This is a genomic window from Streptococcus sp. HMSC34B10, assembly GCF_001839505.1.
Lineage (GTDB): Bacteria > Bacillota > Bacilli > Lactobacillales > Streptococcaceae > Streptococcus > Streptococcus peroris.
The window spans coordinates 147,885-161,607 of record NZ_KV841556.1 but is presented as its reverse complement, the minus strand read 5'-3'; the positions used below and the strand labels follow the sequence as shown (position 1 = coordinate 161,607).

14 protein-coding genes are annotated in these 13,723 nt (G+C 39.0%); 2 read left to right on the top strand and 12 right to left on the bottom strand.

The features are described from left to right. Nucleotides 1-32 precede the first annotated feature (32 nt). Both HMPREF3237_RS06395 and HMPREF3237_RS06390 read right to left on the bottom strand, forming a co-directional pair. Entirely contained in the window at nt 33-878 is an 846-nt protein-coding gene (locus HMPREF3237_RS06395) for an undecaprenyl-diphosphate phosphatase (protein ID WP_070889220.1), read from the bottom strand. 61 nt (nt 879-939) lie between these two features. Next, nucleotides 940-2,835, bottom strand: coding sequence for a DUF2207 domain-containing protein (locus HMPREF3237_RS06390; RefSeq protein WP_070889219.1), 1,896 nt, complete (start codon nt 2,833-2,835; stop codon nt 940-942). Between the two features lie 130 nt (nt 2,836-2,965). Here HMPREF3237_RS06390 and HMPREF3237_RS06385 point away from each other — a divergent pair, with 130 nt between their 5' ends. Next, nucleotides 2,966-4,531: an ABC transporter substrate-binding protein/permease gene (locus HMPREF3237_RS06385; RefSeq protein WP_070889218.1), complete on the top strand. Its 1,566-nt coding sequence runs from the start codon at nt 2,966-2,968 to the stop codon at nt 4,529-4,531. Then, a complete protein-coding gene (locus HMPREF3237_RS06380) occupies nt 4,531-5,271 on the top strand; it encodes an amino acid ABC transporter ATP-binding protein (RefSeq protein WP_006145061.1) in 741 nt (246 codons plus the stop codon). The genes HMPREF3237_RS06385 and HMPREF3237_RS06380 overlap by 1 nt, the downstream gene beginning before the upstream one ends. An 86-nt stretch (nt 5,272-5,357) precedes the next feature. On the opposite strand, the gene HMPREF3237_RS06375 is transcribed toward HMPREF3237_RS06380, so the two are convergent. The 10 genes from HMPREF3237_RS06375 to HMPREF3237_RS06330 form a co-directional block, all read right to left on the bottom strand. Further along, a complete protein-coding gene (locus tag HMPREF3237_RS06375) occupies nt 5,358-5,573 on the bottom strand; it encodes a capsule biosynthesis transcriptional regulator (protein ID WP_002893653.1) in 216 nt (71 codons plus the stop codon). 103 nt (nt 5,574-5,676) lie between these two features. Next, complete coding sequence (locus tag HMPREF3237_RS06370) at nt 5,677-6,573, bottom strand: SPFH domain-containing protein (RefSeq protein ID WP_006145056.1); 897 nt, start codon at nt 6,571-6,573, stop codon at nt 5,677-5,679. A gap of 82 nt (nt 6,574-6,655) precedes the next feature. Then, a complete protein-coding gene (gene ilvA, locus HMPREF3237_RS06365) occupies nt 6,656-7,906 on the bottom strand; it encodes a threonine ammonia-lyase IlvA (RefSeq protein WP_006145055.1) in 1,251 nt (416 codons plus the stop codon). Nucleotides 7,907-7,986: 80 nt separating this feature from the next. Beyond that, on the bottom strand, nt 7,987-9,009 hold the full coding sequence (gene ilvC, locus HMPREF3237_RS06360; protein WP_006145054.1) for a ketol-acid reductoisomerase: 1,023 nt from the start codon (nt 9,007-9,009) through the stop codon (nt 7,987-7,989). Nucleotides 9,010-9,073: 64 nt separating this feature from the next. Beyond that, the gene (gene ilvN / locus HMPREF3237_RS06355) at nt 9,074-9,550 is read right to left on the bottom strand and encodes an acetolactate synthase small subunit (protein ID WP_070889217.1); all 477 of its coding nucleotides are present in this window, start codon (nt 9,548-9,550) and stop codon (nt 9,074-9,076) included. Continuing rightward, the gene (locus HMPREF3237_RS06350; protein ID WP_070889216.1) at nt 9,543-11,243 is read right to left on the bottom strand and encodes an acetolactate synthase large subunit; all 1,701 of its coding nucleotides are present in this window, start codon (nt 11,241-11,243) and stop codon (nt 9,543-9,545) included. Before HMPREF3237_RS06350 ends, ilvN begins: the two co-directional genes overlap by 8 nt. Nucleotides 11,244-11,454: 211 nt before the next feature. Then, nucleotides 11,455-12,144 (bottom strand): 50S ribosomal protein L1, encoded by a 690-nt coding sequence (gene rplA / locus HMPREF3237_RS06345; RefSeq protein WP_006145049.1) that lies wholly within the window; start codon nt 12,142-12,144, stop codon nt 11,455-11,457. Between the two features lie 97 nt (nt 12,145-12,241). Next, nucleotides 12,242-12,667: a 50S ribosomal protein L11 gene (gene rplK, locus HMPREF3237_RS06340; RefSeq protein ID WP_006145048.1), complete on the bottom strand. Its 426-nt coding sequence runs from the start codon at nt 12,665-12,667 to the stop codon at nt 12,242-12,244. Between the two features lie 157 nt (nt 12,668-12,824). Beyond that, on the bottom strand, nt 12,825-13,310 hold the full coding sequence (locus tag HMPREF3237_RS06335; RefSeq protein WP_006145046.1) for a GNAT family N-acetyltransferase: 486 nt from the start codon (nt 13,308-13,310) through the stop codon (nt 12,825-12,827). Continuing rightward, on the bottom strand, nt 13,282-13,701 hold the full coding sequence (locus HMPREF3237_RS06330; protein WP_070889215.1) for a ParB N-terminal domain-containing protein: 420 nt from the start codon (nt 13,699-13,701) through the stop codon (nt 13,282-13,284). Before HMPREF3237_RS06330 ends, HMPREF3237_RS06335 begins: the two co-directional genes overlap by 29 nt. Nucleotides 13,702-13,723 lie beyond the last annotated feature (22 nt).

Sequence of the window (13,723 nt, the reverse complement as noted above, 5' to 3'; positions counted from 1 at the left end):
CCTTGAAGGATTCTTCCTTCAAGGTTTTTTTCTTATACAAATAGTCGAATGAAGCTATAAAGTAGTAATACACTACCAAGGACAATACGGTATTTACCAAAGATTGTAAAGTCGTGTTTTTTAACATAGCTAGTCAAGAAACGAATGGCAACCATGCTAACCGCAAAAGCAACAAACATTGCTACCAAGAGCAAAAAGAATTGACCAAAGCTTAATACTTCTCCTGCTTTGATAAATTTAAAAATCTTCAAAGCACTAGCTCCAAACATAACAGGAATTCCTAAATAGAAGGTGAATTCTGTAACTACTGAACGACTGGTCCCATTTAACAAACCCCCAATGATAGTGGCACCAGAACGACTAGTTCCTGGTAAAAGAGACAAGACTTGGAAAAGACCAATATACAACGCTGTTTTATAAGGCAACTTGTCTAACTCAGTAACTGTTGGCTCAATAGCTTGCGCCTTATTACGTTTTTCAAGAAAGATAAATGCAAACCCATAAACAATCAACATAATCGCTACTGAAACCTTGTTATGGAAATAGGTGTCGAACCAGTCATCAAACTTAAAGACTAAGAGAAGAGGTAGAGTCGCAACAAAAACCTTTGACCATAACTGCCAAGTCCTACGAACTTGAACTTTATCCTTGCCTGGTTTGAAAGGATTTAACTTGTTAAAGTAGATAACCACAACTGCAAAGATGGCACCAAGTTGAATGACTACGTTAAACAAAGTCTTAAAAGCTTCAGTTTGGTCTTTATACTTGACGAATTCTTCCGCCAGGATTAAGTGCCCTGTACTTGAAATTGGCAACCATTCTGTAATTCCTTCAACAATACCAAAAAAGATAGATTTTAAAATTTCAAAAAAATACATAGATTACTCCTTTTTCTACCCTCCATTATATCATACTTTTAAAGGCTGTGTTGAGTTTTATTTAGAAAGCACCAACACTTCCACCACCGCCACCGCCTGAGAAACCACCACCAGAGCTACCGCTTCCAGATGATACAGAAAAGGTACTTGCAGTATTAGCGACCGATGCATAACTGTTTATGTGAGAAGTCGATGTATGAAAGTCTGCATCCCATCCACAATACACATAAAGATTCATGTCTGCATTTTCAAGCTGAATATTGTGGAGTTTCATCATCTTATTCACTTTCTTGGCATATCCATAGAGAGTTGCATAGACTAAAAGACGATTCCAAACAACAATGCTCTCTAGTTCAGCCTTATCAAGGTGGGCAATATCACGAAGCATATTTTCAAAACTTGTCCAGAGATATAGTGCTTCTGCTCCTTCTTCGTTTAAGACTCCGTCACGAGATGGGCCTCGTGTCGCAAAATAAACTAGGGCACTTGCTAATAAACCTATTAAACCTAGGGAAAGCAGTGGAATAGAAAAATAACCATGTGTTCGCAAACTATAGTAAAAGATAAGAAGTCCTATTAAACCTGTTATAGCTGAACTGACCTTCATCCCATTCACAAGACTTTTTTCTTTATCCGTTAAAGGACGATAATAGCTTGGAAGACGTAGAATTTTTACCTTGTCTCGAACACAACTTTGCATGCGTTGAAGCCGTCTCTCGAAGGAACGCTTGAGATGTAATCCGAATTCTCGAATGTGCTGCTCATCAGCTTCCTTAGCACCATGGAATAATCCTGAGGAAACTTGATATTCCGGGAAAAGGTCTGAAAGAGGCAGTTCTTTATTAGTAGATAGAGTCATTCGCAAGCATTCTTTTTCAAAATTAGACAAGTCTTTTTCACTATTGATCCTCAAGCACGGTTCCTCTTCACCTTGAAAAATGGATAAATATCCTCGATCAACTAAATCCAGTAAAGTTGCCTGAATCAATCGTTCAAAAGAAAACTTGCCAAACTTCTTCTTATTCAAGGGACTGATTTCCTCCAAGGAGGTAGAGTAAATAGCCTCAGCCAAAACCATTGGAGGTAGATCCATTGGAGGTTCGTAGATCCGATGATTCTTGGGATATACCTTTTTGAGGGTCGTATGTTTACGAAATACTCGATAATACATGATAGTCATCATCAATAACACAATAAAGATTATTGGAAAAATCCACTTTATCATGAGACTAGCTTGCACTTTGCTAGCTTTTATTTCTATCTCAATCTTTTTGAAATCTCTTAAACGCTCTTCTTCCAATCCTTGGCTTGGAGCTGCTGAGAAAGCCTTCCTCGGCCAATAGGCATGTAGTTCAACTTGGCGTTTTCTAGGAAGATTTTTCATCTTCACCTGATAAATATCATTTACTTTTTCGACACTTCCCTCATTGAGGAGTTTACCGGTATGGAAAAAAAGCTTCTCTGCCGGACTATCTGAAGTTACTCGAAATTCCAAATTTTTGATGTCTCCTGAACTATATGTCAGAGGTTGCCAATTCAATTCAGCAATATCCTGGTATAAGAAAAGAAGATTTTTTAATTGCCAAGTAATGTTTACACGTACAGTATCTCCTGCTTTTCCTGGATTTAAAATTGTTACTTGATAACCGTTTCCTTTTTCCTTTGTATAGGAAAGCACATCATCTACAATTTCTCCGTTTTTTGAGACTAGAACAGTGGGATTATCATTAATCTCAAAGTTTTTTGGCATTTTTCCTTCTTTTCCTAGCCCGACTGATTGACCATTAAAATCATCTTTAAAACGGTAGGTGATTGTTTGTCGGAAAACAGCTGTATTATCTGCATGAATATTCAAATCTCCCTTATAGGAGAGAATATCAAAGTCCACAGCAAAAGCGAGACGAGGTATGAATAACAAACAGGTAAATACCAAGACTAGTAGCCATTTCTTTTTCATCTTACATTCCCTTTCATGTTTCTTCACTATTATATCATTTTTTATACGTTAAGAATTACTTGTATTGAAAATCTCACCATTTTTAGATACAATAGAAAGAGCCATTTTTAAACTAGAAATAGGAGAGAATATGAAAAAATTATGCTTTTCAATCCTTGCTAGCCTAGCCCTAACTCTAGGATTAGTTAGCCAGGTCCAAGCCGATGAATATTTACGCGTCGGAATGGAGGCAGCTTATGCCCCCTTTAACTGGACTCAAGACGATGACAGTAACGGTGCTGTCAAAATCGAGGGAACAAATCAATACGCCAATGGTTACGATGTTCAAATAGCTAAAAAAATTGCTAAGGACTTAGGCAAAGAACCACTGGTCGTTAAAACTAAATGGGAAGGGCTAGTCCCAGCCCTTACATCTGGTAAGATTGATATGATCATTGCTGGTATGAGCCCAACCGCAGAACGTAAGCAAGAGATAGCCTTCTCAAGTAGTTATTATACTAGCGAACCCGTACTTCTGGTCAAGAAGGATTCTGCCTATGCAAATGCCAAATCATTAGACGACTTTAGTGGTGCAAAAATCACTTCTCAACAAGGTGTCTATCTTTATAACTTGATTTCACAAATTCCAGGCGCCCAAAAAGAAACTGCCATGGGTGATTTTGCACAAATGCGTCAAGCTCTTGAAGCTGGTGTTATCGATGCTTATGTATCTGAACGTCCAGAAGCTTTAACTGCTGAATCGGCAAACGCTAAGTTCAAAATGATTCAGCCTCAACCTGGTTTTAAAACGGGAGAGGAAGATACAGCTATCGCTATTGGTCTACGTAAAGATGACAAACGTATCAGTCAAATCAATGCTAGCATTGAAACCATTTCTACAGATGAACAAATAGCTTTAATGGATCGTATGATCAAGGAGCAACCTGTAGAAGCTACAACTACTGAAGAAAACAGCAGTAATTTCTTTAGCCAAGTTGCTAAAATTCTAACTGAAAACTGGCAACAACTTTTACGTGGTGCTGGTATTACACTTCTCATTTCGATTATCGGTACCATTGTCGGTCTCATTATTGGTCTTGCTATCGGTGTCTTCCGTACAGCACCCCAATCTGAAAATCAATTTATTTTTGGCATCCAAAAACTAATCGGTTGGATTCTCAACGTCTATATTGAAATTTTCCGTGGTACACCAATGATTGTACAAGCGATGGTTATTTACTACGGTACCGCCCAAGCTTTTGGAATAAACCTAGACCGTACACTGGCTGCTATCTTTATCGTTTCTATCAACACTGGTGCCTACATGACAGAGATTGTCCGTGGTGGTATTATAGCTGTTGATAAAGGACAATTTGAAGCGGCAACTGCACTTGGCATGACCCATAATCAAACCATGCGTAAGATTGTATTGCCTCAAGTCATTCGAAATATCTTACCTGCAACTGGTAATGAGTTTGTCATCAACATTAAGGATACTTCTGTATTGAATGTTATATCTGTTGTAGAACTTTACTTCTCAGGAAACACGGTAGCAACACAAACCTACCAATACTTCCAAACCTTTACCATCATCGCAGTTATCTACTTTATTCTCACTTTCACAGTAACACGTATCTTACGCTACATCGAAAAACGTATGGATATGGATACTTACACAACAGGCGCTAACCAAATACAAACGGAGGATTTGAAATAATGAATCAACCCATTCTTGAAATCAAACACCTCAAAAAATCCTATGGACAAAACGAGGTCCTCAAAGACATCTCACTCTCTATTCATAAAGGAGAAGTGATTTCTATCATCGGTAGTTCCGGTAGTGGTAAATCCACCTTCCTTCGTTCTATCAACCTTCTTGAAACACCAACTGAAGGTGAAATTCTTTATCATGGTGAAAACGTCCTTGAAAAAGGGTATAACCTCACTCACTACCGCGAAAAACTAGGTATGGTCTTCCAGTCCTTTAACCTCTTTGAAAATCTCAATGTTCTTGAAAATACGATCGTTGCCCAAACAACTGTCCTCAAACGTGAACGCTCAGAAGCTGAGAAAATTGCTAAAGAAAACCTCGAAAAGGTTGGCATGGGAGAACAGTACTGGCAAGCTAAACCGAAGCAACTTTCTGGTGGTCAAAAACAACGTGTAGCCATTGCTCGAGCACTTTCTATGAATCCTGACGCTATTCTCTTTGACGAGCCTACATCAGCTCTTGACCCTGAAATGGTCGGTGAGGTTCTCAAAATCATGCAAGAACTAGCTCAAGAAGGTCTGACCATGATTGTTGTAACCCACGAAATGGAATTTGCTCGTGATGTATCACACCATGTCATCTTTATGGATAAAGGTGTTATTGCAGAAGAAGGCAAGCCTGAAGAACTATTTACAAATCCTAAAGAAGAACGTACAAAAGAATTTTTGCAACGCTATCTTGGATAAGAAAAAAAGACTGCAACCTGCAGTCTTTTTTATATTCTTCAAAATGAAATGGCAGTTTCTTTTTCAAACCTGCCTGTATCCAAAGACTAATCTTCAAATTTTTCATGATTTTTGTCGTAGAAATCAATTAAACCGAGAGCTGTTTCAAAGGAAATGTTTTTAACTTTTGCACGTCCTTGAGCTAGAGCGATAATCGACATCTCACGTGCATTTGTTTCCTTAGAAATGCGATAGCCTGTGATTTTCTTATCACGAACCCAGCTAACAACTGATTCTACTTTTTCAAAGTTAGACTTAGCCATGTTTTTCTCCTTTTTTTCTTTGCGCTATATCACTGTATATTTTTTTATAGTATTTGTCAATATAAATGCATACCTACACCAAACTACAACGCTCAGAATACAATTATTTAGCTTTTAAAGCTGATAATATATGGGTTCGTATGTCTTCAACTCCATTAGGATTTGCTGGTAAGAATATTGTATTATTTCCCTCTTTATCTGCAAAATTATTTAATGTATCCAAATACTGGTTGGTTAATAAGATTGACATAATTTGTTCTTCAGTTAATTCAACATTTGCTCCTTTTAACTCTTTAATGGAATCAGCAAGTCCGTCAACAATTGCTTTCCGCTGCTCTGCAATCCCCACACCATGGAGACGATCTTTTTCTGCCTCAGCTTCTGCCGCTGTAACGATCTTAATTTTATCTGCTTCAGCCAATTCTTGAGCTGCTACTCTCTTACGTTGGGCAGCATTAATTTCATTCATTGACTGCTTGACCTCTGCATCCGGCTCAACTTTGGTAATGAGCGTTTTAACGATAATATACCCATACGTTGACATTTCTTCCGCTACTTGTTTTTGAACTTCTAACGCAATCTCATCTTTTTTCTCAAACAATTCATCCAAAGTCAACTTAGGAACAGATGAACGCAATGCATCTTCAATATAAGATTTAATTTGAGCTTCAGGTCTCATTAATTTATAGTAGGCATCTGTAACGTTTAACTCATTTACACGATACTGAGTAGCGACATTCATGGTCACAAAAACGTTATCTTGGGTTTTGGTTTCAACCACGATCTCACTTTGTAAAAGGCGTAGCTGTACACGAGCTGCAATTTTGTCAATGCCAAATGGTGCTCGTAGATGAATACCACTATTACTTAACTTTTGATATTTACCAAATCGTTCGATAATGGCAACAGATTGTTGACGAACAACATAAACAGAGCTTACTAGAATAACTCCCACAATAAGCATTAGAATCACTAGAACAAGTATAACTGGTAAAACCATGGGAATCTCCCCCTTTCTTCACTTACATTATAGCACTCATATATAGGTTAGGCAAATAATATGATAAAAATTCTATAGGATATTAAACAAGCATATTATAGAGGGTTTCATTCCCGTTTAAATTAATATAAGACGGGTCGAATCTTTCCATTCGGTGAATTAATCCTGCATAATCGTGCTTATTTGCAAGAGCAACACCAATTAAAACAGGACCCGTTCCCTTACTGGCACGTTTAATGTACTCAAATCGTGTGATATCATCATTTGGTCCTAAGATATCATTTACGAATTCCCGAAGAGCACCTGGACGTTGCGGGAAATTCACTACGAAGTAATGCTTGATCCCATCATATATCAAGGCACGCTCTTCCATCTCTGGCATCCGGTTGATATCGTTATTTCCTCCAGAGATGATACAACAAATGGTCTTACCTTTTATATAGTCTGACAGTACTTCCAGAGCCGCCACACTAGCAGCACCAGCAGGCTCAGCTACAATCCCTTGTTTAGAATAAAGATCAATTAAGGTCTCAGAAATCAAACCTTCATCCACGCCAATAAGAGTCTGTACATTTTTACGAGTTACTTCATAGGTCAACTGTCCTACTTTTTGAACGGCGATTCCATCTGCAAATTTATCGATATCATTGAGTTTGACTGGTCCTCCAGCTTCAAAAGCTGCCTTCATTGAACGAGCTCCTTCAGCCTCAACGCCAATAACCTCAATCTGAGGATTTGTTTCTTTAATATAAGTAGAAACACCTGAAATAAGGCCTCCACCTCCTACAGGTACCAAGACGGTATCAAAATCAATGGATTCTTTGCGTGCTTCTTCTAAAATCTCATAAGCAACAGTTCCTTGCCCTGCTTGAACATAAGGATCATCAAAAGGATCGATAAAGGTACGATTTTCAGTAGCTGTGAACTCTTGAGCAGCCTTGGCAGATGCATCAAAGGTATCTCCTACCAATTTAATCGTTACAAAATCACCACCAAAGAAACGAACCTGACCAATTTTTTGTTGTGGTGTTGTAATGGGCATAAAGATTGTTGCAGGGATCTTCATCTCATTACATGTGTAAGCAACTCCTTGAGCGTGATTTCCCGCTGACGCACAGACAACTCCACGTTCACGTTCTTCTTTTGACAACTGAGAAATCGCATAATAGGCTCCTCGAATCTTAAATGACCGAACTCGTTGAGCATTTTCTTTCTTGAGATAAATTTTAGCTCCGTATTTTTCTGATAAGTAATGATCATATTCTAATGGTGTATTAACTACTACACCACTCAGAACTTTGTGGGCTTTCACCACATCTTGTGCACTAAGCATAATCTTCTCCTTGATTCGTTTTCAAGATAAAAAGCGGGTTAGGTACCCCCCAACTCGCCTTCTATTTTTATTCTCAAAAATTAGTTGTAGATTTTGAATGCGTCATCGTCGTTTTGACCAACGAATGGCATTGCTTTACGTAATTCTGCACCAATTTTTTCAATTTCAAGTTCTTCTGCTTCTTTACGATAAGCTTTCAAACGTGGGAAGCCAGCATCGTGGTCTTCAACGAATTCACGAGCAAATTTACCTGATTGGATATCAGCAAGTGCAGCTTTCATGTTTTCTTTAACTTCTGGACCGATGACACGTGGACCTGTTACAAAGTCACCAAATTCTGCAGTATTTGAACATGATTGACGCATTTTCTTGAATCCACCTTCATAGATAAGGTCAACGATCAATTTCATTTCATGAAGCACTTCAAAGTAAGCCAACTGTGGTGCATAACCAGCTTCAGTCAAGACTTCAAAACCTGCTTCAATGAGGTGTGTCAAACCACCCATAAGCACAGCTTGTTCACCAAATAAATCTTCTTCAGTTTCTTCTTTAAAGGTAGTTACAAGCAAGCCGACACGTGCAGCACCAATACCTTTAGCCCAATCCATTGCGATGTCTTTCGCATGACCAGTAGCATCTTGGTAGACAGCGTAAAGTGCTGGAACACCAAAACCTTCAGCATACGTACGACGTACAAGGTGTCCTGGTCCTTTAGGAGCAACCATGAAAACATCGACATCTTCTGGAACTTTAATATATCCAAAATGAATATTAAATCCGTGAGCAAAACCAAGAGCTTTTCCTGCACTCAAGTTTGGCGCAATTTCATCTTTATAGATATCTTTTTGAATTTCATCAGGTGCCAAGACCATGATAATGTCTGCCAATTTAGTTGCTTCTGCAACTGTATAAGTATCAAAACCATCTTCTTTTGCTTTGTCAAAAGATTTTCCTGGGCGAACACCGATAATCACATCATGACCTGAATCGCGCAAGTTTTGAGCATGCGCATGGCCTTGTGAACCATAACCAATAACGGCGATTTTCTTACCGTCAAGTGCTGCTACTTTTACATCTTTTTCGTATTCCATTTGAACTGCCATAGTTTTTCTCTCTTTTCTATATTTATTGCCTTAAAAGCTAATTTAACAAATTTAGGTTGGATTTTTAATCGCGGGTAAATCCAGTTGCACCCGTACGAGCGATATTCTTGATACCATATGGTCGAATGACTCGAATCAAGGCTTCACTCTTTTCAGCATTTCCTGTCATCTGAACAGTAATGGAGCTTGGAGCTACGTCAACTACTGTCGCACGGAAAGGTTGAATGATAGCCAATATTTCTGCTCGCTTCTCAGCTGGCGCTGCAATTTTCACCAAGATAACTTCCCGTTCTATGTGCGGTTTGTCTGTAATATCGCGAACACGGATAACGTCGACCTGACGGTTGAGTTGTTTGATGATTTGCTCCACTTCATCGTGAGATGCAACATCAATGATAATGGTAATCCGTGATACATTAGGATTTTCTGTCGCCCCTACCGAGATACTCTCAATATTGACTTGGCGTCTAGACAAGACACCGGTAAAACGATTGAGAACTCCTGACCGGTTTTGAAGTTTGGCTGTTAACATTCTACGCATTAAACTTCACCCCCAACATCTCATTATTACTCTTACCAGCTGGTACCATCGGTAAAACATGCTCTTTACGAGAAATATCTACCTCGATAAACATTGGTACATCTTCCAAGATGACTTCCAAATCCTTTTCTAAGGTTTCAGGATTATCAAATTTATAATTCTTAATTCCATAGGCTTGAGCCATCAATTGGAAATCTGGGAGGCTATCAAAGACTGACTCTGATGTTCGCCCATCGTAGAAGGCTTCTTGCCACTGACGGACCATCCCAAGAGAGTGGTTATTAAGCATGATGACCTTGATTGGAATCTTGTAGATGTTCAAGATTGCCAATTCCTGATTGGTCATTTGGAAACCACCATCACCGACAAAGAGCACGACCTCCTTATCTGGATTAGCAATTTTTGCTCCGATAGCTGCAGGAACTCCGAATCCCATGGTTCCTAGTCCACCTGAAGTTACGAGTTGACGCTCGTTTTGGTATGGATAGTATTGAGCTGTCCACATTTGGTGTTGTCCGACGTCAGTTACGACAATGGCATCACCCTTAGTCAACTCACCAATTCGTTCAATAACTGCTTGGGGTTGGACAACGCGCTCTTTCTTATCATAGGATCGAACACGATTCTTATCTTTTGTGACTTTTTCAATCCATTTTTCAGTATTGTTACGAACACCTGGTTCTGCAAGCAATTGTTGCAAGGCTTTTTTTGCATCACCAACAACTGGAATATCGACTGCAATGATTTTACCGATCTCTGCTGGATCGATATCAATATGCGCTACTTTAGCATTCTTCGCAAATGTCTTAGGATTACCAGTCAAACGGTCATCAAAACGGCAGCCAATAGAAATCATGAAATCTGCTTCTGTCATGGCAATATTAGCTGCAAAAGAACCATGCATCCCGCCCATTCCCAAAAAAAGTGGATGGCTAGTGGCGATTGTACCTTGTCCCAAAAGACTGGTCACAACCGGAATTTGATACCGTTCTGCAAATTCAATTAACTCAGATGCGGCCTCAGCGTAACTAATACCACCACCAGCAAGTAATACTGGTTTTTTAGCTTTGGACAACTGCTTCAAGATTTTCTTGATTTGCATATCATTTGGTTCAAGAGTTGGTTGATAACTTGGTAAAACTACTTCTGGTGAATAGATAAAATCTGTCTCGAGTGCAGAAACATCTTTTGGTAAATCAATAACAACTGGCCCCGGACGACCTGTAGTCGCAATATGTACAGCCTCTGTAATAATACGTGGAATATCCGCTGTCTCTCTAACCTGATAGTTGTACTTGGTAATTGGCATGGTAATACCGACAATGTCTGCTTCCTGGAAAGCATCCTTACCAATACCCGCTCTTGCCACTTGACCTGTAAAAACCAAAAGAGGAACGCTGTCGCTCATAGCATCTGCAATACCCGTAATGGCATTTGTAGCTCCTGGTCCACTTGTGACGACTGCCACACCAAGTTTCCCTGTCGACTTGGCATAACCTTCAGCTTCATGAAGACATCCTTGTTCATGGCGACCTAAAATGTGGCGAATACCTTTAAAACTATAAATAGCATCATACAAAGGCAAGACGGCCCCGCCTGGATAACCAAAAATCGTATCAATTCCTAAATCACGGAGTGTTTCCAAAACAAGTTCTGATCCTGACTTTGGTGAATCTAAAATGATTTTCTCCATCGTTCCCCTTTCTGTTCTCTTAAAATGACTTGTTTCTATCATACCATTTTTTCAAAATTTTTCAAGACAAAAGAAACAATTTTCTGAATTTTCTATCTAGATGTTTTACAATATCAAATTGATTTGAAAACTTATTCGTATTTCAACCTTTTTTATACAAAAAAGGTTGAAGACATTTTCGTCATCAACCTTTTTATTTAATAATTACAGATTAAAGTGAGTTAACATCAACCTTGATACCAACACCTTGAGTAGTTGTGATAGTCAAGTTTGTTACGTAAGTACCTTTAGCTGTAGCTGGTTTTGCTTTTTGGATAACTTCGTTGAAAGCTTTGAAGTTTTCAACCAATTTTTCAGCTTCAAATGATACTTTACCGATGATGGCTTGAACGTTACCTGCACGGTCAGCACGGTAAGTAATCTTTCCACCTTTAGACTCTTCAACTGCTTTAGCAACATCCATTGTTACAGTACCAGTTTTAGGGTTTGGCATCAAGTTACGTGGTCCAAGGACACGTCCAAGACGACCAACAAGGGCCATCATATCAGGTGTAGCGATAACTACGTCGAAATCCAACCAACCGTCGTTGATTTTAGCAACAAGGTCATCTTCACCTACGAAGTCTGCACCAGCAGCTTTTGCTTCTTCAGCTTTAGCACCACGTGCAAAAACAAGAACGCGTGAAGTTTTACCAGTACCGTTTGGCAATACCATTGCTCCACGGATTTGTTGATCAGCTTTTTTAACGTCGATGTTCAAGTTGTATGCAACTTCTACAGTTGCGTCAAATTTTGCAAAGTTAGTTTCTTTTGCAAGTGCCACAGCTTCTTCTACGCTGTATGCTTTTGTGCTGTCGATTTTCTCAAGTGCAGCACGAAGTTGTTTGCTTTTTTTAGCCATTTTCTATTCTCCTTGTAAGTGGTTCAATCGATTTTCATCTCCCACGTCACTTCTCGAAATGATGAAGTCTTGCGGGTTATATTGGGGATGTTATTGATTAGTCAACAACAGTGAATCCCATAGAACGAGCAGTACCTTCGATCATACGCATCGCAGACTCAACGTTTGCTGCGTTCAAATCTGGCATCTTAGTTTCTGCAATTTCTTGTACTTGTGCACGAGTAACTGTAGCAACTTTAGTTTTGTTCGGTGTACCTGATCCTTTTTCAACACCTGCAGCTTTTTTCAAAAGAACAGCAGCTGGTGGTGTTTTTGTAACGAAATCAAATGATTTATCTTCATAAACAGTGATAACAACTGGAATAATCATACCAGCTTGGTCAGCTGTACGAGCGTTGAACTCTTTTGTGAATCCCATGATGTTGATACCAGCTTGACCAAGAGCAGGTCCAACCGGTGGAGCTGGTGTAGCTTTACCAGCAGGGATTTGCAATTTTACAAGTTTTTCGACTTTTTTAGCCATTTTTAAATCCTCCTTTGTGGTTTTGGCGGTAATGTAAGATTTTTACCTCCCACAAGTATGCTTTGTGCATACCTTTCTATTATACACGATTTCTTACAAAAAGCAAGAGAAATTTTAATTTTTTAATGTTTCTTTGTATTACATTTTTATGGCGAATTCATTCAATCAAAGTCAGTACAAGACTCACTCCATTTTCAGTAGTGCCACTTTCCACAAATCCAAGAGATTCAAAACATCTTCTAGAAATTCGATTAAAAGTGTAGATCTCTTGAACTTTCAACTGTTTCCACCCCTTTTGCCGAGCTAAATCAATCAAAGTCCTTAAAACCTTGCGTCCAAGGCCTTGATGCTGATAAGCTAGATTGCCAATCACAATAGGAAGATTCTCCTGAGATAAGGCTACATCCCCAATTGGAAACCACTCTCCCTTTTCTAGAAACTCAATCCAGAACAAATCCCCGTGTTCCTCTAAATAGGAATACATAGCATTTAATTTTTCCAAACTATAGGGTATTCTAATGCCGTCTACAAGCTCTACTAAATCCACATCTTGATACCAGACCAAAGCTGCATCATGATGATCTGCTAAAAAATAGGGAACTAGACGTAGGGAATCATCTATCTGAATGATCTTTGATGTCATTTTTTACTCCTAATACTAGCTTCGCTGCCTGATTAAAACCATCACACCAGTTATACCACTTTGGCTCATACTCATCTTGAGATAAGATATGATTTTTCAAATCCAGAACAGAGGCTATCTTTCTTTCCTCACAAGCTTGCGCATAGAGATGATATAGTTCATCACCACCATCTTTATCCCACTCAGCAGAAATCGTATCCCTACCTTCCAATAAAGCCTGGTAAGCCCTGTGATGCCCGTCTGTAATCAGCAAGCGATTTTTAAAAGAAAGAACACTGATTGGATCGATATTGGGCTTTTCTACCGACTGATAAAGCATCTGAATAGCTTGTAACTTATTTTCTGATAAGTATAGTTGAGTCGGATGAAGATCTGTAATATTGACTCTCATTGCTTTCTCCTCAAGGGAATTT

Bases quoted from the DNA above. Each gene is read 5' to 3' on its own strand.
- HMPREF3237_RS06395 (WP_070889220.1), bottom strand. From the start codon at position 878: ATGTATTTTTTTGAAATTTTAAAATCTATCTTTTTTGGTATTGTTGAA.
- HMPREF3237_RS06390 (WP_070889219.1), bottom strand. From the start codon at position 2,835: ATGAAAAAGAAATGGCTACTAGTCTTGGTATTTACCTGTTTGTTATTC.
- HMPREF3237_RS06385 (WP_070889218.1), top strand. From the start codon at position 2,966: ATGAAAAAATTATGCTTTTCAATCCTTGCTAGCCTAGCCCTAACTCTA.
- HMPREF3237_RS06380 (WP_006145061.1), top strand. From the start codon at position 4,531: ATGAATCAACCCATTCTTGAAATCAAACACCTCAAAAAATCCTATGGA.
- HMPREF3237_RS06375 (WP_002893653.1), bottom strand. From the start codon at position 5,573: ATGGCTAAGTCTAACTTTGAAAAAGTAGAATCAGTTGTTAGCTGGGTT.
- HMPREF3237_RS06370 (WP_006145056.1), bottom strand. From the start codon at position 6,573: ATGGTTTTACCAGTTATACTTGTTCTAGTGATTCTAATGCTTATTGTG.
- ilvA (WP_006145055.1), bottom strand. From the start codon at position 7,906: ATGCTTAGTGCACAAGATGTGGTGAAAGCCCACAAAGTTCTGAGTGGT.
- ilvC (WP_006145054.1), bottom strand. From the start codon at position 9,009: ATGGCAGTTCAAATGGAATACGAAAAAGATGTAAAAGTAGCAGCACTT.
- ilvN (WP_070889217.1), bottom strand. From the start codon at position 9,550: ATGCGTAGAATGTTAACAGCCAAACTTCAAAACCGGTCAGGAGTTCTC.
- HMPREF3237_RS06350 (WP_070889216.1), bottom strand. From the start codon at position 11,243: ATGGAGAAAATCATTTTAGATTCACCAAAGTCAGGATCAGAACTTGTT.
- rplA (WP_006145049.1), bottom strand. From the start codon at position 12,144: ATGGCTAAAAAAAGCAAACAACTTCGTGCTGCACTTGAGAAAATCGAC.
- rplK (WP_006145048.1), bottom strand. From the start codon at position 12,667: ATGGCTAAAAAAGTCGAAAAACTTGTAAAATTGCAAATCCCTGCTGGT.
- HMPREF3237_RS06335 (WP_006145046.1), bottom strand. From the start codon at position 13,310: ATGACATCAAAGATCATTCAGATAGATGATTCCCTACGTCTAGTTCCC.
- HMPREF3237_RS06330 (WP_070889215.1), bottom strand. From the start codon at position 13,701: ATGAGAGTCAATATTACAGATCTTCATCCGACTCAACTATACTTATCA.